General features: G+C 64.9%; 20 protein-coding genes. 11 read left to right on the plus strand and 9 right to left on the minus strand.

Translation table 11 applies throughout. The features are described 5' to 3' along the window. Positions 1 to 55: 55 nt before the first annotated feature. On the plus strand, positions 56 to 2,347 hold the full coding sequence (locus U6115_RS12325; RefSeq protein WP_052257915.1) for a CHASE domain-containing sensor histidine kinase: 2,292 nt from the start codon (positions 56 to 58) through the stop codon (positions 2,345 to 2,347). A gap of 58 nt (positions 2,348 to 2,405) precedes the next feature. Here U6115_RS12325 and U6115_RS12330 read toward each other — a convergent pair whose 3' ends face one another. The 4 genes from U6115_RS12330 to U6115_RS12345 form a co-directional block, all read right to left on the minus strand. Continuing rightward, on the minus strand, positions 2,406 to 3,722 hold the full coding sequence (locus U6115_RS12330; RefSeq protein WP_043572408.1) for an MFS transporter: 1,317 nt from the start codon (positions 3,720 to 3,722) through the stop codon (positions 2,406 to 2,408). Positions 3,723 to 3,790: 68 nt separating this feature from the next. Beyond that, a complete protein-coding gene (locus tag U6115_RS12335) occupies positions 3,791 to 5,092 on the minus strand; it encodes a NupC/NupG family nucleoside CNT transporter (protein ID WP_043572406.1) in 1,302 nt (433 codons plus the stop codon). A 157-nt stretch (positions 5,093 to 5,249) separates the two neighbouring features. Further along, on the minus strand, positions 5,250 to 5,417 hold the full coding sequence (gene ccoS, locus U6115_RS12340; RefSeq protein WP_043572402.1) for a cbb3-type cytochrome oxidase assembly protein CcoS: 168 nt from the start codon (positions 5,415 to 5,417) through the stop codon (positions 5,250 to 5,252). After that, positions 5,417 to 7,852, minus strand: coding sequence for a heavy metal translocating P-type ATPase (locus U6115_RS12345; protein WP_043572401.1), 2,436 nt, complete (start codon positions 7,850 to 7,852; stop codon positions 5,417 to 5,419). Before U6115_RS12345 ends, ccoS begins: the two co-directional genes overlap by 1 nt. Positions 7,853 to 7,996: 144 nt before the next feature. Between U6115_RS12345 and U6115_RS12350 the strand changes: the two genes are divergently transcribed. After that, positions 7,997 to 8,992, plus strand: coding sequence for an NAD(P)H-quinone oxidoreductase (locus U6115_RS12350; protein WP_043572399.1), 996 nt, complete (start codon positions 7,997 to 7,999; stop codon positions 8,990 to 8,992). Between the two features lie 56 nt (positions 8,993 to 9,048). Here U6115_RS12350 and U6115_RS12355 read toward each other — a convergent pair whose 3' ends face one another. Together U6115_RS12355 and U6115_RS12360 are read right to left on the minus strand one after the other, a co-directional pair. Then, entirely contained in the window at positions 9,049 to 10,365 is a 1,317-nt protein-coding gene (locus tag U6115_RS12355; protein WP_043572397.1) for an enoyl ACP reductase FabMG family protein, read from the minus strand. 169 nt (positions 10,366 to 10,534) lie between these two features. Continuing rightward, the gene (locus tag U6115_RS12360) at positions 10,535 to 11,407 is read right to left on the minus strand and encodes a hypothetical protein (RefSeq protein ID WP_043572395.1); all 873 of its coding nucleotides are present in this window, start codon (positions 11,405 to 11,407) and stop codon (positions 10,535 to 10,537) included. 189 nt (positions 11,408 to 11,596) lie between these two features. Between U6115_RS12360 and typA the strand changes: the two genes are divergently transcribed. Beyond that, positions 11,597 to 13,414: a translational GTPase TypA gene (gene typA / locus U6115_RS12365; RefSeq protein WP_043572393.1), complete on the plus strand. Its 1,818-nt coding sequence runs from the start codon at positions 11,597 to 11,599 to the stop codon at positions 13,412 to 13,414. A gap of 77 nt (positions 13,415 to 13,491) precedes the next feature. On the opposite strand, the gene U6115_RS12370 is transcribed toward typA, so the two are convergent. Beyond that, entirely contained in the window at positions 13,492 to 14,046 is a 555-nt protein-coding gene (locus U6115_RS12370; RefSeq protein ID WP_043572390.1) for a hypothetical protein, read from the minus strand. Between the two features lie 249 nt (positions 14,047 to 14,295). Between U6115_RS12370 and nrdD the strand changes: the two genes are divergently transcribed. Both nrdD and nrdG read left to right on the plus strand, forming a co-directional pair. Next, the gene (gene nrdD / locus U6115_RS12375; protein ID WP_043572388.1) at positions 14,296 to 16,431 is read left to right on the plus strand and encodes an anaerobic ribonucleoside-triphosphate reductase; all 2,136 of its coding nucleotides are present in this window, start codon (positions 14,296 to 14,298) and stop codon (positions 16,429 to 16,431) included. A gap of 7 nt (positions 16,432 to 16,438) precedes the next feature. Further along, positions 16,439 to 16,924: an anaerobic ribonucleoside-triphosphate reductase activating protein gene (gene nrdG / locus U6115_RS12380; protein WP_043572386.1), complete on the plus strand. Its 486-nt coding sequence runs from the start codon at positions 16,439 to 16,441 to the stop codon at positions 16,922 to 16,924. Here nrdG and U6115_RS12385 read toward each other — a convergent pair. Continuing rightward, a complete protein-coding gene (locus U6115_RS12385; RefSeq protein WP_181243329.1) occupies positions 16,858 to 17,448 on the minus strand; it encodes a hypothetical protein in 591 nt (196 codons plus the stop codon). The genes nrdG and U6115_RS12385 overlap by 67 nt on opposite strands. On the opposite strand from U6115_RS12385, the gene U6115_RS12390 reads away from it, so the two are divergent. Continuing rightward, complete coding sequence (locus U6115_RS12390; protein ID WP_181243331.1) at positions 17,438 to 18,133, plus strand: substrate-binding periplasmic protein; 696 nt, start codon at positions 17,438 to 17,440, stop codon at positions 18,131 to 18,133. The two genes, U6115_RS12385 and U6115_RS12390, sit on opposite strands and share 11 nt — an antisense overlap. Before the next feature lie 107 nt (positions 18,134 to 18,240). Continuing rightward, positions 18,241 to 19,440: an MFS transporter gene (locus U6115_RS12395; protein WP_043572384.1), complete on the plus strand. Its 1,200-nt coding sequence runs from the start codon at positions 18,241 to 18,243 to the stop codon at positions 19,438 to 19,440. A gap of 49 nt (positions 19,441 to 19,489) precedes the next feature. Here the strand turns inward: U6115_RS12395 and U6115_RS12400 are convergent, their stop codons facing one another. Then, entirely contained in the window at positions 19,490 to 20,548 is a 1,059-nt protein-coding gene (locus tag U6115_RS12400) for an NAD(P)H-dependent flavin oxidoreductase (RefSeq protein WP_255361820.1), read from the minus strand. Between the two features lie 52 nt (positions 20,549 to 20,600). On the opposite strand from U6115_RS12400, the gene U6115_RS12405 reads away from it, so the two are divergent. The 4 genes from U6115_RS12405 (at position 20,601) to pyrH (ending at position 23,434) form a co-directional block, all read left to right on the plus strand. Beyond that, positions 20,601 to 20,792 (plus strand): hypothetical protein, encoded by a 192-nt coding sequence (locus U6115_RS12405; RefSeq protein ID WP_043572379.1) that lies wholly within the window; start codon positions 20,601 to 20,603, stop codon positions 20,790 to 20,792. Between the two features lie 159 nt (positions 20,793 to 20,951). Then, a complete protein-coding gene (rpsB, locus tag U6115_RS12410) occupies positions 20,952 to 21,683 on the plus strand; it encodes a 30S ribosomal protein S2 (RefSeq protein WP_043572377.1) in 732 nt (243 codons plus the stop codon). 75 nt (positions 21,684 to 21,758) lie between these two features. Continuing rightward, positions 21,759 to 22,625 (plus strand): translation elongation factor Ts, encoded by an 867-nt coding sequence (gene tsf / locus U6115_RS12415; RefSeq protein ID WP_043572375.1) that lies wholly within the window; start codon positions 21,759 to 21,761, stop codon positions 22,623 to 22,625. Positions 22,626 to 22,714: 89 nt separating this feature from the next. Beyond that, positions 22,715 to 23,434, plus strand: coding sequence for a UMP kinase (pyrH, locus tag U6115_RS12420; RefSeq protein ID WP_043572372.1), 720 nt, complete (start codon positions 22,715 to 22,717; stop codon positions 23,432 to 23,434). Positions 23,435 to 23,486 lie beyond the last annotated feature (52 nt).

A 23,486-nucleotide genomic window follows, 5' to 3' on the forward strand; every position in this document is an offset into this window, starting at 1 on the left:
AACCCCGTGCCGGCTTTGCGTTGGCGCGGGGTTTTCGCTTTAGCGGGAGTTTGAGGTGAGCCAAGGCTGGCCGGCGAAGAGCGCTGCGCTGGCCGGTATCTTGTGGCGCTGGCCGCGCGCGCGGGCCGGTGCGGCGCGCTGCCGGCGCATGGTGGCCCGGCGCGAGGTGCAGGGACTGATCCTGCTGGCGCCGTTGTTGCTCACCGTCATATTGTCGCGTCATTTCGACACGGCTGAGCGGGCGGCGACCGAGTCCAATTTCCGCCACGATGCCGGGGCGGCGGCCGAGCAACTGGCGAGCGCGATTCAGCAGGATGTCGACGCGCTGGACTCATTGGCGCTTTTCATGGGCAACGCGCCCAATATCCGCCAGGATGATTTCTACCGTTTCGCCAGGCCGCTGGTGGCGAGCCGGCCGCTGTTTCAAGGGATAGGCTGGGCGCCGCTGGTGCCGCAGGCCGGCCGGCCGGCTTATGAGGCGAAGTACGGCAAGGTCCGCGAGAAGCGGGCCGATGGCCGCATTGTCGCCGCCGGCATCCGGCCCGAATACTATCCGGTGACCTATATCGCGCCCAAGGAAGACAATCCGAAAGTATGGGGTTTCGACCTGTGGTCGGAGCCCAGGCGGCGCGAAGCCATCCGCCGCGCGCTGGCCAGCGGCCAGGCCAGGATCAGCGAGCCGCTGATCCTGGCCCAGTTCAACGACGACTCCGGCAAGGGGGTGTCGATGATCATTCCTGTGCCCGGCGTCCGCGGCGGCGTGGTGGTGGGCGGCATCAACGCCGCCCGGCTGGCGGCGCGGGCCCTCCCGGCGCTGGCTGAAAAAGGGATCAGTCTGCAGCTGGACGATGTCGGCGGCGGCGGCACGGTCAGCCTGGTGGCGCCGACGCAGCGAGCGAGTCCGGGAAGCCCGTGGCTGAGCCGCAAGCTGGCGATAGGCGGGCGGGTCTGGAAGGTGACCTTGCGCGCGCTGCCGCGTTACCTGGAGGCCAGCGGCAGCCATGCGGCGCTGCTGGTGTTGCCGGCCGGCATGGTGTTCACGCTGCTGCTCGGCATTTACTTGAACCTGCTGCACCGGCGCCGCGAGGTGGCGGAAGAGTTGGCCAGCCGAAGCGCCCGCGCGCTAAGGCAGGGCGAGGAGCGTTTCCGCATGTTCGCCAGCATCGCCTCGGACTGGCTGTGGGAGCTGGATGCCGAAGGACGGCTCAGCTACTGTTCCGAGCATTTCAGCGAATTGACCGGCGTGCCGCTGGGCAAGCTGCTAGGCCGCCACTGGCGGGAGTGGCGGCCGGTGCGCGCGAACCGCGACCAGGCTGAGCGGCTGTCGCGGCTGTTCGCCGGGCGCCAAGAGGTGCGGGATTTCGAACTGAGCTACCGGCGGCGCGCAGAGGAGCGCTGGATAGCCATCAACGCCTGTCCGCTGCTGAGCGCGGACGGCGAGCTGTGCGGCTATCGCGGCGTCGGCCGCGACATCACCGAACGCAAGCGGTCGGAGCAAGAGTTGTACGGCCACCGCAATCATTTGCAGGAGCTGGTCGCGCAACGCACCGCCGACTTGTTGCAGGCGAAGGAGGAGGCGGAGCGGGCGAATCAGGCCAAGTCGGAATTCCTGGCCAATATGTCGCATGAGCTGCGCACGCCGCTGCACGGCATACTCAGCTTCGCCGAGATAGGCGGCGACAAGGTTGGGCAGGCGCCGCCGGAGCGGATCAAGCGCTATTTCGACAATATCCATGCCAGCGGCGCCAGGCTGCTGATCTTGCTGAACGATTTGCTGGATCTGGCCAAGCTGGAGTCGGGGCGGATGGCGCTGCACCGCGAGGACGTGGATCTATGCGAGCTGGTCCGCCTGATGACGCAGGCGGAAGAGGGGCGCATGGCGGAGGCGGGCATCGGCTTGAAGCTGGAGTTGCCGCCGCTGCCGCTGCTAGCCTGGGTGGACCGCAAGTCCATGCAGCAGATACTGGCCAATCTGCTGTCCAATGCGATCAAGTTCGCGCCGCGCGGCAGCCGGATCCGGATCGGCCTGCAGCATTTCGGCTCCATCGTCACCCTGTCGGTGGCCGATCAGGGGCCGGGGGTGCCGGAAGCCGAACTGGAGCGCATTTTCGACAAGTTCGTGCAGAGCAGCGCCACCGCCAATGGTTCCGGCGGCACCGGGCTGGGTTTGGCGATCTGCCGGCAGATCGCCCTGGCGCACGCCGGCAGCATTTACGCGGAAAACCTGCCGGCGGGCGGGATCTGCTTCTTCGTCTCGCTGCCGGACGCGGAGAACAGCAAAACCATGGAGCGCCTGTCGCTGCTGCTGGGGGAGAAGGAGGCTGCCGCGCACGGGGCTGGCGAATGAGCGCGCCGGGCGGGCAATGCGAAACGGGGGCGTTTGCCCCCGTTGTCGTTTTATCGGCTCAGGCCTTGCCGGCGAACAGCGGCGCGATCCAGCTGAAGCGCTGGCGCCAGATGTCCGGCGCGCACCAGGCCAGGTGCGCGGTGGCGAGGATGTTGAGCGCGGCCACCGCCAGCAGCAGCATCGAGATGCTGTCGAACCATTTCAGCATCAGCACGCTGCCGATGGCGGCCGCCACCATGTAAAAGCCGTTGATGATGTTGTTGGCGGCCACCGCCTGCGAGCGGAACTCATCCGGGCTGCCGGTTTGCAGCCAGGTGTACAGCGGCACGGTGAAGAAGCCGCCGAAGAAGCCCAGCAGCGCCACGTCGGCGATGCTGCGCCAGCTGCTGGCGCGGGCCATGAATTCGGCCAGCGTCGCCAGCGGGCCGTGGTAATGAGGCATCGCGCCCAGCGCCAGGTCGCCGCCGAACACCGTCATGCCGGCGCTGCCTAGCAGCACGATGCCCAGCTGCAGCTTGCCGTGAGACAGCTTGGCGCAAATCACCGAGCCGATGCCGATGCCGATGGAGAACAGCGCCAGCAGCAGGGTATAGACGTCGGCGTCGCCGCCCAGGTGCATGCGGGTGAAGGTGGGCAGCTGGGTGGTGTAGACCGCGCCCATCAGCCAAAACCAGGAAATGCCCAGGATGGAGCAGCGCACGTCGTGGATGCGCCAGGCCTTGCCCACCAGTTGCACCGAATCGCCGAGGAAATTCCACGACAGCTTGAGATGCGGCGCGCCGGGCGCCACCGCCGGCATGGCGGTGCTGCTGAAATAGCCCAGCACGGCGGTGACCAGCAGCGCGGCGATGATCAGCAGCGAGCCGTTGTGGGTGAGCACGCTGCCCAGCAGCTGGCCCAGCAGGATGGCGAGGAAGGTGCCCATTTCGATCAGGCCGGTGCCGCCGACCAGTTCGTCTTCGCGCAGGTATTGCGGCAGCACCGAGTATTTCATCGGGCCGAAGAAAGCGGAGTGGGTGCCCATCAGGAACAGCGCTGACAATAGCAGCCCGGCCGATTGCCACAGGAAACCGGCGCCGGCCAGCAGCATGATGGCGATCTCGGCCAGCTTGATCAGCCTGGCGATGCGCGCCTTGTCGTAACGCTCGGATAATTTGCCGGCGCTGGCGGAAAACAGGAAGAAGGGCAGGATGAAGATGCCGGCCGCCAGATTGACCAGCATTTCCGGCGGCAGGCCGGCTAGGGTCAGGCCGTGAAAGCTGATCAGCACCACGATGGCGGTTTTCAGCATATTGTCGTTGAAGGCGCCTAGGAACTGGGTGCCGAACAAGGGCAGGAAGCGCCGGGTGGCGAAAAAGGAGAAATCTGCTTTCACGGATGGCCGTTCTGGTAAAAAGCGGGAATCGCATGCTAGCTGATTCCCGCCGCACTGTCAGGTGCCGATCAGAATAGCGACAGCCACAAACCGGCGCTGGAGGCGGTCATGAAGCCGGTCAGGATGGAGGCCAGCAGCGCGCGCATGCCGATCTGCGCCAGCTCCTGCTGCCGCTCCGGCGCCAGCGCGCCGATGCCCGCCACGCAGATGCCCACCGACGACAGGTTGGAGAAGCTGGCCAGCGCGAAGGTGGAAATCATCACCGTCGGCGCCGACAGCGTGCCGGCGGCCTTCATCTTGGCCAGGTCGAGGTAGGCGATGAATTCGTTGAGAACGATCTTCTGCCCCAGCAAGCTGCCGACGCCCAGCGTCTCATCCCAGCCGATTCCCATCAGGAAGGCGAACACCCGGAAGGCTTGGCCGGCCAAGTATTGCAGCGTCAGGCCGTCGAACATGCCGTGGGTGGAGGCCTGGATCGCGGCGTTGACGCCCAGCATCTGGCCCAGGCCGTCCTTCACCAGGAAGTTGGCCAGCGCGATCAGCGCCACGATGGCCAGCAGGATGGTGGCCACGGCGGCGGCCATTTTCATGCCGTCCAGCGCGCCGGTCACCACCGCGCTGACGAAATTGCCCCCGCTCTTTTCCTTGGACGCCTGCAGCTTGCTGCTGGACAGCTCGCCGGGGGCGGTTTCCGGGAACATGATCTTGCAGAACACCACCGCGCCGGCCGCGTTCATGCAGGAGGCGGTCAGCAAGTAGGTGGCGAAGCGCGCCTGCTCGGCGGCGTCCGGCCCGCCCAGGAAGGCGACGTAGGCGGCCAGCACGCCGCCGGACAGCGTCGACATGCCGGCGATCATGATGCAGGCCAACTCGGAGCGGGTCATGTGGCGGATGTAGGGGCGGACCAGCAGCGGCGCCTCGGTCTGGCCCAGGAAGATATTGGCGGCGGCCACCACGCTTTCCGGGCCGGAAATGCCCATGCTGCGCTTCATTGCCCAGGCCAGCGCGGCGACCACGCGCTGCAGGATGCCGAAATGGTAGAGCAGCGCGCTGAAGGCGGAGAAGAAGATGATCACCGGCAGCACGGTGAAGGCGAACAGGAAGCCCAGCTTGCCGCCAGGTTTGGCCAGGTCGCCGAAGATGAAGCCGGCGCCTTCGCCGGCGAAGCTCAGCACTTTGGCGAAGCCGGCGCCGAAGGCGGCGAAACCGTGGTGAATGGCCGGGATATAGTTGATCAAGAGGAACAAGCCGCTCTGGATGGCGAGGCCGATCAGCACGGTGCGCCAGTTGACGGCGTCGCGGCGGGTGGAAAAAGCATAGGCTACGCCGACCAGCAGCAACATGCCGGCGAGTGCTTGGATGGTATTCACGGATGCCCTTCGGGAGTGAAACAGCGGCAGGGGCGCGATGGCCGCAGCGGGGCGCCTGGCGGCGCGGCGGTTGCCGGGAAGCTGTTCGCAAAAAAGAGGGCGATTATATAAGCGAATCGTGATTTGTCAATTCGCGGCCATCCCGCGCCGGGAGGGACTACTGCTGATCGTCCTCCCGGCGCGGGGTGTCGTCGTCCATCAGGATGCGGTGGGCCGGGCCTTCCATGTCGTCGAACTGGCCGGAGCGGGTGGCCCACCAGAAGATGGCGCCGATGACGAAGGCCAGCACCAGGCTGAGCGGGATGAGCAGGTAGAGGCTTTCCATCAGTTCTTCCGTTTGACTAGGCGCAGGGCGTTGCCGGCCACCAGCAGCGAGCTGAGCGCCATGCCCAGGCTGGCGAGCCAGGGCGTGACGTGGCCGGTCACGGCCAGCGGCAAGGCCACCAGATTATACCCCGCCGCCCAGCACAGGTTTTGCCGTATCACCGTCAGCGTGCGCCGGCTGATGTCCAGCGACGCGTCTATCAGGCCCAATTGGTCCGCGATCAGCACCATGTCGCCGCTGGCGCGCGCCACGTCAGTGCCGCCGCCCATGGCGATGGAGACGTCGGCGCGGGCCAGCACCGGCGCGTCGTTGACGCCATCGCCCACCATCAGCACGCGGCGGCCGGCGTCCTGCAACGCGCCGACGTAGGCGAGCTTGTCTTCCGGCGTGGCGCGCGCGCGCGCGCGTTCCAGCCCCAGCTCGCGCGCCAGTGCGCAGACGGCCTGTTCGCCGTCGCCGCTGAGCAGATGCACGGCCAGTCCGCGCCGGCGCAGGCGCGCCACCAGCTCGGCGGCGTCGGCGCGCACGGCGTCGCCGATGGCGAAACGGGCCTGCACGCCGTCGCTATTCGCCAGCAGCACCTGGGTGCTGCCGGCGTGCCAGTCGGCGACGTCTTGCTGCGGCTGCCGCAGCCAGGCGGCGATGAAGGGGGCGGAGCCCAGCCGCCATTCGCGCCCGGCCATCACGCCTGCCACGCCGTGGCCCGGGTGGTTGAGCGGCGATTCGACGCGCGGCGCGGCCAGGCCTTCGGCGGCTTGCCGCAGCGCCTGCGCCAGCGGGTGTTCCGAACCGTGCTCCAGCGCGGCGGCCAACGCCAGCGCTTGTTCCGGCGCGAGGCTGCCCTCGATGGCGACGTCCAGCAGCTTCATGCTGCCGTGGGTAAGGGTGCCGGTCTTGTCGAACACCACGTCGGTCACTTTGGCCAGCGTTTCCAGCGCGTGGCCGCGAGTGGCGAGCACGCCCAGGCTGGCCAGGCTGCCGCCGGCGGCGGTGAGGGCCGCCGGGGTGGCCAGCGACAGCGCGCAGGGGCAGGAGATGACCAGCACCGCCACCATGATCCACAGCGCGCGGCCGGGGTCCAAGAAATGCCAGGCCAGATAACTGGCGGCGGCGGCCAGCAGCAGCAGGGCGACGAACCAGCTGGCGAAGCGGTCGGCCAGCACCGCCAGCCGGGGCTTTTCCGCCAGCGCGCGGTCCAGCAGGCGCACGATGCCGGCCAGCCGGGTCGACTCCCCGCTTTCCTCCACCCGCAGCAGCAGCGGGCTGGAGGTGTTGACGCTGCCGGCTATCACCGCGTCGCCGGCGGTTTTGGGAATGGGCCGGCTTTCGCCGGTGAGCAAGGCCTCGTCGCTGGCGCTTTGGCCATCCAGCACCACGCCGTCGGCGGGGATGGTTTCGCCCGGGCGGACCAGGATCACGTCGCCGCGGCGCAGGCTGGCGACGGTGGCTTCATGGCTGTCGCGGCTGGCGGGCCAATTGTCCAGCCGGTGCGCGAAGGCCGGCACCAGCTTGACCAGGCTTTCGCTGGCGGCCCCGGCCTTGCGGCGGGCGATCGATTCCAGGTAGCGGCCGCCCAGCAGCAGGAACACGAACATCGATACCGAATCGAAATAGATGCCATGCTCGAACTTGTGGATCAGCGCCCAGAAGCTGGCGCAGAAAGCGGTGAGGATGCCTATGGTCACCGGCGTGTCCATGCCGACGCGGCCGCTTTTCAGATCGCGCCAGGTGGCGCGGTAGAACGGCAGCGCGGAATACAGCAGCACCGGCAGCGTGAGGATGAAGCTGGCCCAGTGCAGCAGCCACAGCAGGTCGGGCGCGATGTCGCCGTCCGGCGCCAGGTAGACCGGCACCGCGTACATCATCACCTGCATCATCGACAAGCCGGCCACCCATAGCCGGCTCAGCGCCTGCTTGCGCTCCTTCTGTTGCAGCTTTTCCTGGCGCTCGGCATCGTAGGGGTGGGCGCGGTAGCCTATCGCTGCCACCGCCTCCAGGATGGCGGACAGCTTGACGCGGCTGTTGTCCCAGCGCACGCGGGCGCGCTGGGTGCTGTAATTGATGTCGACGCCGACCACGCCCGGCAGCCGGTGCAGATGCTGTTCGTTCAGCCAGATGCAGGCGGCGCAGGTGATGCCTTCCAGCATCAGCGCAGCCTCGCGCACCTGGTCGCGGTCGATGTGGACGAAGCCGCGCTGCAGTTCGTCGGAATCGTACAGCCGGATCTGTTCCAGCAGATTCTGCGGCAGCGCTTCGGCGCGGGCCGCGCCCTCGGTGCGGTGCTGATAGTAGTCGGACAGGCCGGAATTTATGATGGTGGCGGCCACGGCCTGGCAGCCGGCGCAGCAGGCGGCTTCATCGCGCTGGCGGTAGCGGATGGGGAAATCGGCGCCGGGCGGGACCGGCAAGCCGCAATGGAAACAGTTCTCGCTCATGACGGGGCATTGTAATCAAAGCCGGTCGCCATTGCTTGATCCAGCTCATGGCATATGTCGCCGTATTCGAATATTTCGCGCATTGACTTGAGATAGGCGGCGGCCGGCCTCATGTGCTGTGGACTCAATGCGAAGGAGAGCGCGATGAAAATGCAGGCGGTGGTCCAGCAAGGGCCGGGCGGGGCGGAGACGATGGAGCTGGCGGAATGGGATCGGCCGCAGCTGGCGCCTGGCAAGCTGCTGGTGCGGGTGATGGCGGCCGGAGTGAATCGGGCCGACATGATGCAGCGCGAGGGCCGTTACGCGCCGCCTCCCGGCGCTAGCCCGCTGCTGGGCCTGGAAGTGGCTGGTTGGGTGGAAGAGGCGGCGGAAGGTTCAGTCTTTCAGCCCGGCGACGCGGTGTTCGGCCTGGTTGAGGGCGGCGGCTATGCCGAGTACGCGCTGCTGGACGAAGCCTTGGCCATCGCCAAGCCGGACGCGCTGTCCTGGGTGGAGGCCGCCAGCCTGCCGGAGGCCTGGATGACAGCCTGGTTCAACCTGGCGGAGAAGGCCGGCGTCGCCGCAGGCGACAATGTGCTGGTGCACGCTGGTGCCAGCGGCGTCGGCGTGGCGGCGATCCAGGTGGCCGGCTTGCTGGGCGCGCGGGCTTTCGCCAGCGCCGGCAGCGCGGAAAAGCTGGCATTCTGCCGCGAACTGGGCGCCGCGCAAGTATTCAACTATCGGGAAACGCCGGCTTTCAGCGAGCTGGTCAAAAGCTGGGGCGGCGCGGACGCGGTGCTGGACCCGGTGGGCGCGGCCTATCTGGCGGAAAACCTGCAGGCCTTGAATCCGGACGGCAGGCTGGTGAACATTGGGCTGATGGGCGGTTTGAAGGCCGAGCTGGATTTCGGCCGGCTGCTGATGAAGCGCATCAGCCTGATCGGCTCCACGCTGCGGCCGCAGCCGCCCGCGGCGAAGGCCAGGCTGGCGGCGGCGCTGCGCGAGCGCATCCTGCCCGGCATCCTGGACGGACGCTTGCGCACGGTGGTGGACTGCAGCTTTCCGTGGACCCAGGTGCGGGACGCCCATCGCTACGTCGAGGAAAACCGTAATCTGGGCAAGGTGGTGCTGACGATGTTCTCGACGCAGGCCGCCGGCTAAAAGAAAACCCCGCGGCCTGACGGCTGCGGGGTTTTTCGCGCGGGGGGAGGCCGCGATCAGCCGTGCAGCTGTTTGAGCTGGCTGGCGATGATGTCGTGGTTCAGCCACAGCACCGGGCCGGACGGCTGCGAGGCTTCGCCGAACATCAGCGGGCCGGCGGCTTCGATCACCAGCGCGCTGAGGCGGTCGGTGATCAGCGCCTTGCGGTCCAGGTGCATGTCGGTGAGCTCGTCCGACGTGCCTATCATCACCTCGGCCAGCTCGGGGCTGTTGGGCATCGGCCAGGCGTCGAAGCGGCGGAAGCCCTGCATCACCGCGCCGTCGTTGAGCGCGTCTATCTTTTTCAGCAGCGTTTCCAGCGAGTGGCCGTCCTTCAGCAGGCTGGCGCAGTCCTGCCATTGGCTATCGGTCCAGGCGCCTGGCGCTTCCTTCTTCAGCGCGCGCAGCAGCGCGAACAGCGGCAGCTCGACGCCGACGAAGATGTCGGAGGAATTGGTGCGGATTTCCGGGCAGTTGAACACCGTGGCCTTGACGCCTTGCTCCCAGGCGGCTTGCGCCACCTTCTCCAGCCGCATCTTGGCGTAGCCCTGGGTGTAGTTGGTGTAGGTCTGCCACTGGTAGCGGCCGTCGATCAGGATTTCCGTGCCGTGGTAGCCGTAGGCGGTGTAGCGCACCTGGCCGCCGCTGGCTTCCAGGCGGCGGCGCAGCGCCGCGCTGCCTGCTATCAGGTGCTGGAAGGTGTTGGCGGTGACTTCGTCGAAGTTTTGCAGGATCAGCTTGCCCAGGTCGCTGTCCAGCAGCGCCTGCGAGGACAGGAAGCGGTCGCCGCGGCCCTTGTAGATGCGGTTGGCGATGGCGAGGAACACCTTGACCTTGGGAATGCCGCCGGCCATGGTGTGGGCGAAGAACACGTTGCGGCCGTCGGCGATCATGCCGTCCAGCTTGGCCATCACTTCGGCGACGCCGTCCTGGAAGCGCTTGACGCCGACCTGGCGGCATTTTTCGATATGCGCCCAGTCCAGCTTGTCGTCCTGCCAGCCTTTCAGCGTCAGGCCGCCCAGCAGCTCGGTCGGGGTGGCTTCGCCGGCGGGGGCGTCCAGCTCGAAGCCGGCCATCAGCGGCACGTTGATGATCTTGCCGCCCAGATTGGCCTCGGCGGCCGCCAGTTCTTCGTCGTTCAGCGGGCGCAGGCGGTTGTCGTCGTCGCGGCGGCCGACGGTGATGCCGATGATCTCCATGCCGGCCTGGCGGGCTTGGTTGACCAGACCATTGGCGTAGCCGCGGCCGAACAGCTCGCCGAACAGCACGAATACGTCGCCGGGGCGGAAGATATTGCTTTGCGGCAGGTTTCTCAGGGCAATCGGCTGAGCCATATTGCATTCTCCATGGTGGGTTTCAGGCGCCGATCGGCTCCTTGTCTGGAGGCGTTCGGGCCAGCGGCGCGCCGCGCGCGATGGCGTCCGCGGCGCGATATAAGGTTTAGTGTGATTGCTCGAAATCCGGCGGCATGATACCAGCGATCGCCGCTTTTGGCCCATGCTCTCAGGATTTCAGCGGCGACAGCGCCTCGATCAGCGCCACTTCCTGCGCGTAGCTCAGGCCTTTCATCTTGGCCAGCAGCGCCTCGCCGTCCAGCTGGAATTGCTGATCCAGCTCGTCTTCGATGATGCGGGCCTCCACGGCCAGCCAGACGCCGCGGCAGGAGGCGGCGCTGTCGAAATGCACGCTGCCGATCACGCCGGCCATCAGCCGCAGCTCGTCGTCGCTGAACAGCCGCGACAGCGCCGCCTGTTCGCGGCGGACGATTTCGGCGTAGCGGTCGCAGATCTGCATCACGCGCTCCTGGTCGCCGTAGTGGGCCGGCTCGTCCTGCGGCGCCGCCAGTTCGTCGTGGCGGAACCAGGCTTCGATCAGCGGACGCAATTGCGGCAGGTCTTCATGCCAGACGCGGGCCAGTTCGTCGCGGAAGACGGCCTGGTCGGTAAAGGACAGTTCGTCGAAGGGCATCGCCGGCAACACGTCTTCGTCCAGCGTGCGCTTGCCTATCCAGACGCGTCCTTCTTCATCCAGCTGCGCCTCGCCGCGCCATACCGCCTGTTCCTCGGTGGCGAGGTTGTCGACATGCAGCTCTATATAAGGCACGGCGGCGTCCTGGCCCTCGTCTTCGCCGACAAAGCGCAGGGTGATGTCGAACAGGCCGTGCTTGAACACTTCCAGCAGCTGCAGGCCGTCGGCGTGGCCGGCCAGGATGTAGCGGTGGGCGTCTTCGTACACCGCCACCTGGTCCGGCGTTTCGGCGGCGTGGATCAGCTTGGCCTTGAGCGGCTCGGCCAGCATATTGGCGTCGCCGTGGTGGATGTCGTAACCGGTGCGGTAGGCTTCGCGCTCATGCCACAATGCGTTCCAGTCGTACATGTCTTGTGTTCCTTGTTGCCTGATGGCTGGCAGTTTAATGGCAAAACCGCCGCGCGACGAGTTTGCCGCCGCCATCGCTTTAACGTGAAAAATACAAAACGGTAATCTGTTTTTACCGAAATTTTCTTGGTGCTTGGCTATCATGCTATAATCTTTCGATTTTTCTGTTTCCAGATAGCCGCCTGAGACATGACCCGACAAATTCGTAACATCGCCATCATCGCCCACGTTGACCACGGCAAGACCACCCTGGTTGACCAACTGCTGCGCCAGTCCGGCACTTTCCGCGAAAACCAGCAGGTTGACGAGCGCGTAATGGACAGCAACGATCTTGAAAAAGAACGTGGCATCACCATTCTCGCCAAAAACACCGCCATCGAATACGAAGGCGTGCACATCAACATCGTCGACACTCCGGGACACGCCGACTTCGGCGGCGAAGTAGAGCGCGTGCTGGGCATGGTCGATGGCGTGCTGCTGCTGGTGGACGCCGTTGAAGGCCCGATGCCGCAAACCCGCTTCGTGACCAAGAAGGCGCTGGCCCTGGGCCTGCGCCCGATCGTGGTGATCAACAAGGTAGACCGTCCGGGCGCGCGTCCGGACTGGGTGGTGGACCAAACCTTCGACCTGTTCGACAAGCTGGGCGCCACCGACGAGCAGCTGGACTTCCCGATCATCTATGCTTCGGGCCTGAACGGCTTCGCCAAGCTGGAACTGGAAGAAACCTCCGACAATATGCGTCCGCTGTTCGAGACCGTGCTTAAGCACGTTCCGACCCCGCCGGGCGACGCCGACGCGCCGCTGCAGCTGCAGATTTCCGCGCTGGACTACTCCACCTACACTGGCCGCCTGGGCGTGGGCCGCGTGCTGAACGGCCGCATCAAGCCGGGCCAGCAAGTGGTGGTGATGAACCATGAAGAGCAAGTGGCTTCCGGCCGCATCAACCAGGTGCTGGGTTACCAGGGTCTGGACCGCGTGCCGGTGGAAGGCGCCGAAGCCGGCGACATCATCATCATCTCCGGCCTGGACGACATCGGCATCGGCGTCACCATCTGCGACAAAGAGCAGCCGGTAGGCCTGCCGGTGCTGGGCGTGGACGAGCCGACCCTGACCATGGACTTCATGGTCAACACCTCGCCGCTGGCCGGCACCGAAGGCAAGTTCGTCACCAGCCGCCAGATCCGCGATCGCCTGACCAAGGAACTGCTGACCAATGTGGCGCTGCGCGTCGAAGACACCGAAGATTCGGACATCTTCCGCGTGTCGGGCCGCGGCGAGCTGCACCTGACCATCCTGCTGGAAAACATGCGTCGCGAAGGCTTTGAAATGGCCGTCGCCAAACCGCGCGTGGTTTACAAGGAAATCGACGGCCAGAAGTGCGAGCCGTACGAAAACCTGTCCATCGACTTGGAAGACGACCACCAGGGCGGCGTCATGGAAGAAATCGGCCGCCGCCGCGGCGAGCTGACCAATATGGAATCGGACGGCATGGGCCGCACCCGCCTGGAATACCACATTCCGGCCCGGGGCCTGATCGGCTTCCAGTCCGACTTCATGACCATGACCCGCGGCACCGGCCTGATGAGCCACGTGTTCGACGATTACGCGCCGGTGAAGCCGGACATGCCGGGCCGCCACAACGGCGTGCTGATCTCGCAGGAAAACGGCGAAGCCGTCGCTTACGCGCTGTGGAAGCTGGAAGACCGCGGCCGCATGTTCGTGTCTCCGGGCGAAAAACTGTACGAAGGCATGATCATCGGCATTCACAGCCGCGACAACGACCTGGTGGTGAACCCGGTCAAGGGCAAGCAGCTGACCAACGTCCGCGCCTCCGGCACCGACGAAGCGGTTCGCCTGACCACCCCGATCAAGCTGACGCTGGAATCCGCGGTGGAGTTCATCGACGACGACGAACTGGTGGAAATCACCCCGAAATCCATCCGCATCCGCAAGCGTTACCTGCAGGAAAACGAGCGTCGCCGCATGTCCAAGGCTGAAAGCAACTAAGCCGGCCGACCGCGCTTCGCGCAAGACCCGCACCCCGTCGCCTGTTCGCAGGCGGCGGGGTGTTTTGTTTGGCGGCCTTAGCGTCCTCGCAGCGCGGCGTCGATATGGCCGTATAGCTGGCGGTAGTCGTCCGGATCGCTGTCGAGCTTGGTGTGGGAGTTGCCGTTGCTGTCCCAGACGGTGGTTTCCAGGCGCGCGCGCGCCAGCACCTGCTGCGGTTGGCTGCCGGGGCGCAGCATCAGCAACAGCTCGGTGCTCTGGTGATCGGGCTTGCCGGGCATCGGCAGCTTGAGCTTCAGGATGCCGCGCAGCACCTGGCGGCCGCGGCTGACCAGCTGCTCGTGCCTGAGCGCGCGGATCACGTGGTAATCCGGTTCCGCTTCGATCTGGCCGTAGCCGTGCTGATGCAGCGCACTCTGCGCCGCTTGCAGCACGGCGGCCAGGCTGGCGCCGTTGAACTGGTGGTCGCGATGGTTGCGGTAGCGGTTTTGCTCCTCGTGGTCCAGGTCGGAGCGGGTCTGGGTGGAGCTGTAATGCAGGATGCGCCCACCCTGGCCCTGGACTTGTTCGGCGGCGTGGGCGTAGCTGGCAAGCGGCAGGGTCAGCAGCAGGGCGGGAAGCGGGGAGTGCATGGCGGGCTCGCTGTCAGGATAAAAGGATGAATATAGCGCTGTATGATGCCAATGGCGTGAAATGGTTCCGCAGGATGTCCGCCCAAGCCGACTTGGCAGGCGAAAGCACCATATATTGATTACGAGCAAATTCCATATCTACATTTTGTAAAAATAGCGCGGCAGCCTGCTGGCAAATCGCATACAGTGGCAACGTTTCCCGGCCGGCGGCAAGCCGGCCGGTTGGATAGCCATGCCAGGAGGTGCGATGTGCAAGTGAGCAAGCGCGACGGCGCAGTGACGCAATTCGATATCGGCAAGATCGCCAATGCATGCCAGCGGGCGGCGGCGGCGGCAGGCCATGCGGCGCCGGCCGCGTTGGCGTTGGCCATCGCGGCGGCGGTGGAGCGCCGCTGCCGCGAGCGCTCGGCGCAGGGGCGGATCAGCATCGCGGCGATCCAGCGTTTGGTTGAAGACGAACTGATGCGCGAGTATCCCGAAGTGGCGCGGGTTTACATTCAGTACCGCCATGACCGCGACAGCGTGCGCGCGCGCGGCTCCGAGCTGCATGCCAAGCTGATGGGGCTGGTGCACAGAACGGACGAAGAGGCCGCCACTGAGAACGCCAACAAGGACGCCAATGTGTTTCCGGTGATGCGCGACCTGATGGCCGGCATCGTCTCCAAGCAGTTTGCCGGCAACTTCCTGCCCAAGGACATCCTGGCTGCTCACAACAGCGGCGACATCCATTTCCATGACCTGGATTACTCGCCGTTCCTGCCGTTCACCAATTGCTGCCTGGTGGATTTGAAAGGCATGCTGGAGCAGGGCTTCCGCCTCGGCAACGCCCAGATCGAAAGCCCCAGGTCGATAGGCGTCGCCTGCGCCGTCACCGCCCAGATCATCGCCCAGGTGGCCAGCCACCAGTACGGCGGCACCACCATTCCCAATATCGATCAGGTTTTGGCGCCCTATGTGCTGAAAAGCTATCGCAAAAATCTGGAGGTGGCCCGGGAGTACGGCATCACCGAGCCAGAACGCTATGCCCGCGAGCGCGCCGAAAAGGAAACGTACGACGGCATCCAGGCTTGCGAGTACGAGATCAACACCCTGTTCAGCTCCAATGGCCAGCAGCCCTTCGTCACCTTCTCCTTCGGCATGGGCCTGGGCTGGGAGGCGCGCATCATACAGCAGTCCATCCTCCGCGTGCGCATCAAGGGGCTGGGCAAAGAGGGCGTCACGCCGGTTTTTCCCAAGCTGGTGATGTTCATCGACCAGGGCGTCAATCTGCGGCCGGCCGATCCGAATTACGACATCAAGCAACTGGCTTTGGAGTGCGCGTCCAAACGCATGTATCCGGACATCATCTCCGCCGAGCTCAACCGACGCATCACCGGCTCGTCGGTGCCGGTTTCGCCGATGGGCTGCCGCAGCTTCCTGCCGGCCTGGCGCGACGAGGCGGGCCGGGAGGTGCTGGATGGCCGCAACAATCTGGGCGTGGTCAGCTTGAATCTACCGCGCATCGCCATCGAGGCGAGGGGCGACGCGCAGGCGTTCTGGGCGCTGCTGGAGGGGCGCTTGGGCCTATGCTTGCGCGCGCTGATGCTGCGCATCGAGCGGTTGCGCGGCGTCAAGGCCAATGTCGCGCCGATTCTGTATACCGAGGGCGCCTTTGGCGCGCGGCTGAAGCCGGATCAAGACATCATGGCGCTGTTTCAGGGCGGCCGGGCGTCGATCTCGCTCGGCTACATCGGCCTGCACGAAGTCGGCGTGCTGCTGTTCGGCGCGCATCCGGCCGACAGCGAGCCTGCTCAGGTTTTTCTGCGCCGGGTGGTGGCCCGCCTGAGCGAGGCCGCTGCGCAGTGGAAGCGCGAAACCGGTTTCGGCTTCTCGCTCTACTCCACGCCCAGCGAGTCGCTGTGCAACCGTTTCTGCAAATTGGACCGGGAGCGCTTCGGCGACATCGCCGAAGTGACCGACAAGGGCTATTACACCAATTCCTTCCATCTGGATGTGTTCCGCAAGGTCAATCCGTTCGAGAAGATAGACTTTGAAACCGGCTATGCCGAGCTGGCCAGCGGCGGCCATATAAGCTATGTCGAATTGCCGAACATGAAGCACAATCTGCAGGCGTTGGAGCGGATCTGGGATTACGCGCTGGAGAGGGTGCCGTATTTCGGCAGCAATACGCCGGTGGACTCCTGCGGCGCCTGCGGCTTCATGGGAGAGGCGCTGGCCGCGGCAGATGGATTCAGCTGCCCGCAATGCGGCAATCGCGACAGCGCCTCGCTGTCGGTGACGCGCCGCGTGTGCGGCTACCTGGGCAGTCCCAATGCGCGTCCGTTCAATGCCGGCAAGCAGAAGGAAGTGATGCGCCGGGTCAAGCACTTCGGCGGCGAGCATTGATCGATCCATGAATTACGATCGCTACTACACCTGCGATTTGGTGAATGGCGAGGGCGTGCGCGTCACGCTCTTCGTCACCGGCTGCGCGCATGCCTGCGAGGGCTGCCACAACCGCTCCACCTGGGATCGCAAAAGCGGGCGGCCGTTCACTGCCCAGGTGCGGGAGGCTCTGCTGGCGCATTGCGCCGGCCATGACGGCCTCAGCCTGTCCGGCGGCGATCCGCTGCTGCCGGCCAATCGCGATGAAATCCTGTCGCTGTGCCGCGCGTTCAAACAACGCTATCCGGGCAAGAGCATCTGGCTGTGGACTGGTTACGACTACGAAGAGGTGCGGGAGTTGGAGATCCTGCGTTTCGTCGATGTGCTGATCGATGGCCGCTACCGCCGGGACTTGCCGACCAGCAAGCCCTGGCGGGGGTCGGACAATCAGCGCCTGTTCAGGCTGGCGCCGGCGCGGGGGCGGCCGTTGCTGCCGGTGACGCAGCTGACGTAGTTGCTCTGGCAGCCGACGTCGCTGCGGTCGCGCCCGTCAATCGCGATTTGTTTGAAATCGCTGGCGGCTGCGGTCGGCCCGCTCAGGCGCCGTCCATGCCGATAGAGGGCGGAGATCGGGGCGTCCCTGTTGTTGAAGCGGCCGATCCCGGCCCGTTGGCGCCGCACGTCGAGTCCCGGATGGCGACCGGCGTTGCTGAGGCTGGCGATGGGCAGGCGGACTGGATGGCGTTGGCCAAGCCGCAGGCCTGCGGCCGATAGGGCGCGGTCAGGCCGCTGATGTCCAGGTGGCCGCAGCAGGCCAGGCAGAGCAAGGCTGTCCGTATTCTCCATCGCCATCTCCCCCGCAAGCTTTTGGGTGAAGGCCGGGTTGGCGTGGTGGCGGGCGGAGGCGGCAGCGGCTAGGCTGGATGCAGTGATGCGCGGGGAGATGAGGATGCGTTGCCTGGCCTGGATCGCGTGCGGTTTGTGCTTGGCCGGGGCGGCGGCGCGGGCATGGGCGCTGGATGAGGTGGTGCTCGCCAATGGCGAATGGGCGCCGTATCAGTCGGCGAAGCTGCCGCATCAGGGCTTCGCCTCTCACGTGGTCAGCGAGGCGTTCCGTTTGGCCGGGATTCAGGTGATTTACCGTTTTTATCCCTGGGCCAGGGCTGAGGCCATGGTGCGAGGCGGCGGCGTGGCCGGCTCGCTGGTATGGTCTGAAACGCCGCAGCGGCGGGCATTCGCCTGGTTCAGCGATCCGGTGATCGTGGACGACGAGGTGGTGTTCCATCTTGCCACCCGCAAGATGAAGGCCGAGCGCATCGAGGATTTCTACGGCCTGACGATGGCGACTTTCAACGGCTCGCGGCTGGGGGCGTGGCAGGAGGCGATAGATGCCGGCCGCATCCGCAGTTACGTCGTCAAGGACATCGAGGCCGGGATGCGCCAGTTGCTGATCGGCAGGCTGGATTTCATTCCCTTGATCCGCTCGGTGGGTTTCAGCGTGTTGCGCCAGCATTTCACTCCCAGGGAGCAGGCGGCGATCGTGGCGGAGCCGCATGTGTTCGTGCGCGCTGAATATGGTGTGATGTTCAGCCGCAAACAGCCGGGCGGCGAGGCCTTGCTGCGGCGCTTCAACGCCGGGCTGGCCAAATTGAAGGCGAGCGCCGAGTATCGGCAGATGGCGCGTGATTTCGCCGCGGGCAAATACGATCCGCAGCCCTATTGAACGGCCGCGGGCGAATGTGTTGCAAATTCTGTCTTGCGGCTTCTTCGCCAAAAAACTCACATATCATGAAGCGTGCGCTGTTAGAAGAATGATGTGAGGAGATGGAAATGGCATGGACCAAAGAGCAGAGGCAAACAGTTTTCGCCTGCTATCTAGGCTGGACGCTGGATGCGTTCGATTTTTTCCTGATGGTGTTCGTGCTGAAGGACATCGCCCGCGAGTTCGGCACCGATGTCGAGGCGGTCAGCTGGGCCACCATGCTGACGCTGGCGGCGCGGCCGATAGGCGCGCTGATCTTCGGCCGGCTGGCCGACCGCTATGGCCGCCGTCCGGTGCTGATGGCCAATATCGTGATGTATTCGGTGCTGGGCTTCGCGTCGGCGTTTTCGCCCAATTTGATGGTCTTGCTGATTCTGCGCACGCTGTTCGGCGTGGCGATGGGTGGGGAGTGGGGCGTGGGCTCGTCGCTGACCATGGAGAGCATTCCCCGCGAATCGCGCGGTTTCGTGTCCGGCCTGCTGCAGGCCGGCTATCCCAGCGGCTACCTGCTGGCGACGCTGGCTTTCGGCCAGCTGTTCGAGCACATAGGCTGGCGCGGCATGTTCATGCTCAGCCTGCTGCCGGCGCTGCTGACGCTGTACATCCGCCGCAACGTGCCGGAAAGTCCCAGCTGGGAGGCGGCGAGGGGGCAGGAAAAGCCGGGGCTGCTGCAAGCCATCGCCGCGCAATGGCGCTTGTCGCTGTACGCCATCGTGCTGATGACCTGTTTCAACTTCTTCTCGCACGGCACCCAGGACATGTACCCCACTTTTCTTAGGGTGCAGCACAAGTTCGATCCGCATGCCGTGCAGACCATCGCCATTTGCCTGAATGTGGGCGCCATCGTCGGCGGGCTGGCGATCGGGGGCTTGTCGGAGCGGATAGGGCGCCGCAACGCCATCACGCTGGCGGCGCTGTTCGCCTTGCCGGTATTGCCGCTGTGGGCGTTCTCGTCCACGCCGTTGATGCTGGCCGCCGGGGCCTTCCTGATGCAGATCGCGGTGCAGGGCGCCTGGGGGGTGATTCCCGCGCACCTCAATGAAATTTCGCCAACTGCGGTGCGCGCCACGTTTCCAGGCCTGGTCTATCAACTGGGCAATCTATTGGCTTCGGTAAACAGTCCGATGCAGGCGCATATGGCCAAGATGAACGGCGGCGATTACGGCCTGGCGATGGCTACGGTCGCCGGCATCGTGGCGATCGCCATCGCGGTGTTGATACGCTTCAGCCGCGAGCGGCGCGGCGAGGATATGCGCGTGTCAGGCTAGGGCTGGGGGCGGGCAGCCGGCGCGGGGGCGCCGGCTTTCGCCCGCGCTTTCAGTAGCCGGCCAGCCGTTGCCGGCAGGCTTGCGCTTCTTGCATGATGCGCTCGAACAGCTCGGCCACCGTCGGCACATCGTCTATCAGGCCCTGGGCCTGGCCTATCAGCTGCACGCCTTTGTCGTGGTCGCCATCCTGTATCGCCAACCGTATCGACTCGGTCGCCGCGCCGAACAGCGCCAACTGGCGCAGCGCCTGCGGCTGGCTGATCATGCCGCCCAGCGCCACTTTCAACACCGGCATGCCCATGCGCCGCGCCATCCGGCTGGCGCGGAACGCCGCCGGCAGCAGGCCCAGCGGCTTGCGGCAGGCCGCGCGGGCGTTCGGGGTGTCCATCATCCGGCACCACAGGCCGTCGAAATTCTTCGAGTAAAGCGTGTCGGCCACGCCGCGTTCGCGGATCATGTCCTTGGTCTTGGCGTGCACCGGGCTTTCCCGCGTCATGGCCAGGCGCGAGCCCATCGCCGCGGCGTCGGCGCCCAGCGCCAACGCGGCGACCAGGCTGCTGCCGTCGGCGAAGCCGCCGGCCGCGATGATGGGCAGTCGGCTGGCCTTGCGGATGGCGGGGATCAGCACCAGCGAGGTGACGCTGCCGCCGTGGGCGGCGGCCTCGTGGCCGGTGACCAGCAGCGCGTCGGCGCCGCTTTTTTCCGCCGAGACAGCATGTTTTTCGGTGGTGACGGTGGCGACCACCTTGCCGCCATAGCGATGGGCGGCTTCGGCTATCCAGTCGCCCTTGCCCAGCGAATAGTTGATGACGGGGACTTGTTCTTCCAACGCCACCCGGGCGTTGTCGGCAGCGCCGGGCATCATCAGAGTGGCGCCGATGCCGAAGGGGCGGTCGCTCAATTCGCGGATGCGGCGGATCGCGGCGCGGGTGGCGTCGGCCGACAGCGGGCCGCTGGCCAGGATGCCGAGGCCGCCGGCATTGCCGACGGCGGCGACCAATTCCGGCGTGGCGATATAGCTCATGCCGGGGCAAATCAGCGGATGCCGGATATCGAACAGGCGGGTAATGGCGGTTTGCATGGCTGGAACTCGCGGCTGGTTTACAATGCGGGTCTATTGTTGATGTATTCGTCCTAAAATTCAAACGATTGTTTAATTCATGACGCTGATCATTGTGCTGATGGGCTGGCTTTACGTGGTGCTGATGCTGGCGCTGACCCAGGGCAGCGTGGCGGGCGGTCTGGCGGTCGCCTTCTTTCTGGGCGTGCTGCCGACCTGGTTTGTGGCGTGGGCGACGCGCAACAAGCTGCGCCGCCGCCGCGCGGCGGAGAAAGATGCCGGCAAAGCTTGAGCTGGCGGGCCTTTGGGTGCTAGAATCTCGTGTTCTCTGCCATTCTGGCGGGGGATATAAACCAAACTACGCACATCCGCGCAAAAGGGTGCCTGGCTGAACTTGCGTTCAGGCGGGTTGTCTGCGCGGATGGAGGCTTAACCCTTTAGGAGTTTTTGCATGTCCACCAACGTTACCATGCGTCAAATGCTTGAGGCCGGTGTCCACTTCGGCCACCAAACCCGCTTCTGGAACCCGAAGATGGCCAAGTACATCTTTGGCAGCCGCAACAAGATCCACATCATCAACCTGGAAAAGACCCTGCCGCTGTTCGTAGAGTCTCAGGAGTATGTGCGTCGCCTGGCCGCCAACAAGGGTACCGTGATGTTCGTCGGCACCAAGCGTCAAGCGCGTGAGATCGTACGTGAAGAAGCTGCCCGTTGCGGCATGCCGTTTGTTGACCACCGCTGGCTGGGCGGCATGCTGACCAACTACAAGACCGTGAAGCAGTCGATCAAGCGTCTTGAAGAGAAGCGCGCCATCCTGGAAGGTTCCGGCGATACCGGTTACAACAAGAAAGAACTGCTGGATCTGCAGCGCGAAGTCGACAAACTCGAGCGCTCGCTGGGCGGTATCAAGGATATGAAGGGCCTGCCGGACGCCATCTTCGTTATCGACACCGGCTACCAGAAGGGTACCATCGTCGAAGCCAAGAAACTGGGCATCCCGGTTATCGGCGTTGTTGACACCAACAACTCCCCGGACGGCATCGATTACGTAATCCCGGGTAACGACGACTCCAGCCGCGCCATCCGCCTGTACGCTCGCGGCATCGCCGACGCGGTACTGGAAGGCCGCGCGCACTCTCTGCAAGAGATCGTCGCCGCCGCTGAGCCGGCGCAAGCCGAGTAAGCGGACCAGAAAGGGGCGCAAGCCCCTTTTTTTGGACCCGATCGTTTACGTAATCTAAATCATTAGGAGTGAAACATGGCGGAAATCACCGCAAAAATGGTTTCGGATCTGCGCGTGGCCACCGGCCTCGGCATGATGGAGTGCAAGAAGGCTCTGGTTGAAGCGGACGGCGACGCCGCCAAGGCTGAAGAAATCCTGCGCATCAAGTCCGGCACCAAGGCCTCCAAGATGGCCGGTCGTCTGGCTGCCGAAGGCATTATCGGTTCCCATGTTGAAGGCGGCGTAGGCGCGCTGGTTGAAGTGAACTGCGAAACCGACTTCGTTGCCAAGGATCCGACCTTCCTGGCTCTGGCCGCTGCCGCAGCCAAGGCCGCCGTCATCGCCAATCCGGCCGACGTGGAAGCCCTGTCCGCGGTTGAAATCGACGGCGTGTCCGTTGAGGAAATCCGCAAGGCCGCCATCGCCAAACTGGGCGAGAACATGACCATCCGTCGCTTCGTTCGCTACTCGACCGAAGGCGCTATCGCCACCTACTTGCACGGCGCGAAGATCGGCGTGATCGTCGACTACGCCGGCGCCGAGAGCGTGGGCAAAGACGTGGCCATGCATATCGCCGCCTCCAAGCCGATCTGTGTTTCCAAGGATCAGGTTTCGGCCGAGACCCTGGAGCAAGAGCGCAAGATCTACACCGCTCAGGCTGCCGAATCCGGCAAGCCGGCCGACATCGTCGCCAAGATGGTTGAAGGCCGCATCAACAAGTTCCTGGCTGAAGTGACCCTGCTGGGTCAGCCGTTCGTCAAGAACCCGGACCTGACCGTTGAGAAGCTGCTGGCCGAGCAGAAAGCCTCCGTCAAGGCGTTCGCCATGTTCGTAGTAGGCGAAGGCATTGAGAAGAAGGTAGTAGACTACGCAGCGGAAGTTGCCGCCGCGGCCAAGCTGTAAGCCCAGGCTTACAGCTTTATTGACGGCACCCTGCCTGCAGGGTGCCGTTTTGCAAACTGAAAACCACAAATCGCCAATCCGAGGACATCATGAGCCAAGTTCCTGCCTATAAACGCATCCTGCTGAAACTTTCCGGCGAAGCCCTGATGGGTGACGACAGCTATGGCATCAATCGCACCACCATTGAGCAGATCGTGGGCCAGGTGAAGGAAGTGGTCGAGCTGGGCATCGAAGTGGGCATCGTGATCGGCGGCGGCAATATCTTCCGCGGCGTGGCTCCGGCCGCCGCGGGCATGGATCGCGCTACGGCCGACTACATGGGCATGATGGCCACCGTGATGAACGCGCTGGCGCTGAAGGATGCGATGACTAAGGTGGGCCTGATCGCCCGCGTGCAGTCGGCGCTGACCATGCAGCAGATCGCCGAGCCCTATGTGCGCGGCAAGGCGATGCAATATCTGGAGGAAGGCAAAGTGGTGATCTTCGCCGCCGGCACCGGCAACCCCTTCTTCACCACCGACACCGCCGCCGCCTTGCGCGGCATGGAAATGAATGTGGACATCATGCTGAAGGCCACCAAGGTCGACGGCGTGTATACCGATGATCCGAAAAAGAATCCCGATGCGGTCCGCTATCAGAGCGTGACCTTCGACGAGGCCATCTCGCGCAACCTGAAGGTGATGGACGCCACCGCCTTCGCGCTGTGCCGCGATCAGCATCTGAATATCAAGGTCTTCAGCATCTTCAAGAACGGCGCGCTCAAGCGGGTCGTGCTTGGCGAAGACGAAGGCACGCTGGTACACTGCTGAGTTTGAAAATTGCTGAGGGCGAAAACGGCAATGGCCGTTTTCGCCTTGTCAT

Origin of the sequence: Chromobacterium subtsugae (assembly GCF_035919665.1) — a bacterium.
Lineage (GTDB): Bacteria > Pseudomonadota > Gammaproteobacteria > Burkholderiales > Chromobacteriaceae > Chromobacterium > Chromobacterium subtsugae.

Bases quoted from the DNA above. Each gene is read 5' to 3' on its own strand.
- ccoS (WP_043572402.1), bottom strand. From the start codon at position 5,417: ATGGAAAGCCTCTACCTGCTCATCCCGCTCAGCCTGGTGCTGGCCTTC.
- typA (WP_043572393.1), top strand. From the start codon at position 11,597: ATGACCCGACAAATTCGTAACATCGCCATCATCGCCCACGTTGACCAC.
- rpsB (WP_043572377.1), top strand. From the start codon at position 20,952: ATGTCCACCAACGTTACCATGCGTCAAATGCTTGAGGCCGGTGTCCAC.
- pyrH (WP_043572372.1), top strand. From the start codon at position 22,715: ATGAGCCAAGTTCCTGCCTATAAACGCATCCTGCTGAAACTTTCCGGC.
- U6115_RS12355 (WP_043572397.1), bottom strand. From the start codon at position 10,365: ATGGCTCAGCCGATTGCCCTGAGAAACCTGCCGCAAAGCAATATCTTC.
- U6115_RS12395 (WP_043572384.1), top strand. From the start codon at position 18,241: ATGGCATGGACCAAAGAGCAGAGGCAAACAGTTTTCGCCTGCTATCTA.
- U6115_RS12360 (WP_043572395.1), bottom strand. From the start codon at position 11,407: ATGTACGACTGGAACGCATTGTGGCATGAGCGCGAAGCCTACCGCACC.
- U6115_RS12370 (WP_043572390.1), bottom strand. From the start codon at position 14,046: ATGCACTCCCCGCTTCCCGCCCTGCTGCTGACCCTGCCGCTTGCCAGC.
- nrdG (WP_043572386.1), top strand. From the start codon at position 16,439: ATGAATTACGATCGCTACTACACCTGCGATTTGGTGAATGGCGAGGGC.
- U6115_RS12345 (WP_043572401.1), bottom strand. From the start codon at position 7,852: ATGAGCGAGAACTGTTTCCATTGCGGCTTGCCGGTCCCGCCCGGCGCC.
- U6115_RS12350 (WP_043572399.1), top strand. From the start codon at position 7,997: ATGAAAATGCAGGCGGTGGTCCAGCAAGGGCCGGGCGGGGCGGAGACG.
- tsf (WP_043572375.1), top strand. From the start codon at position 21,759: ATGGCGGAAATCACCGCAAAAATGGTTTCGGATCTGCGCGTGGCCACC.
- U6115_RS12405 (WP_043572379.1), top strand. From the start codon at position 20,601: ATGACGCTGATCATTGTGCTGATGGGCTGGCTTTACGTGGTGCTGATG.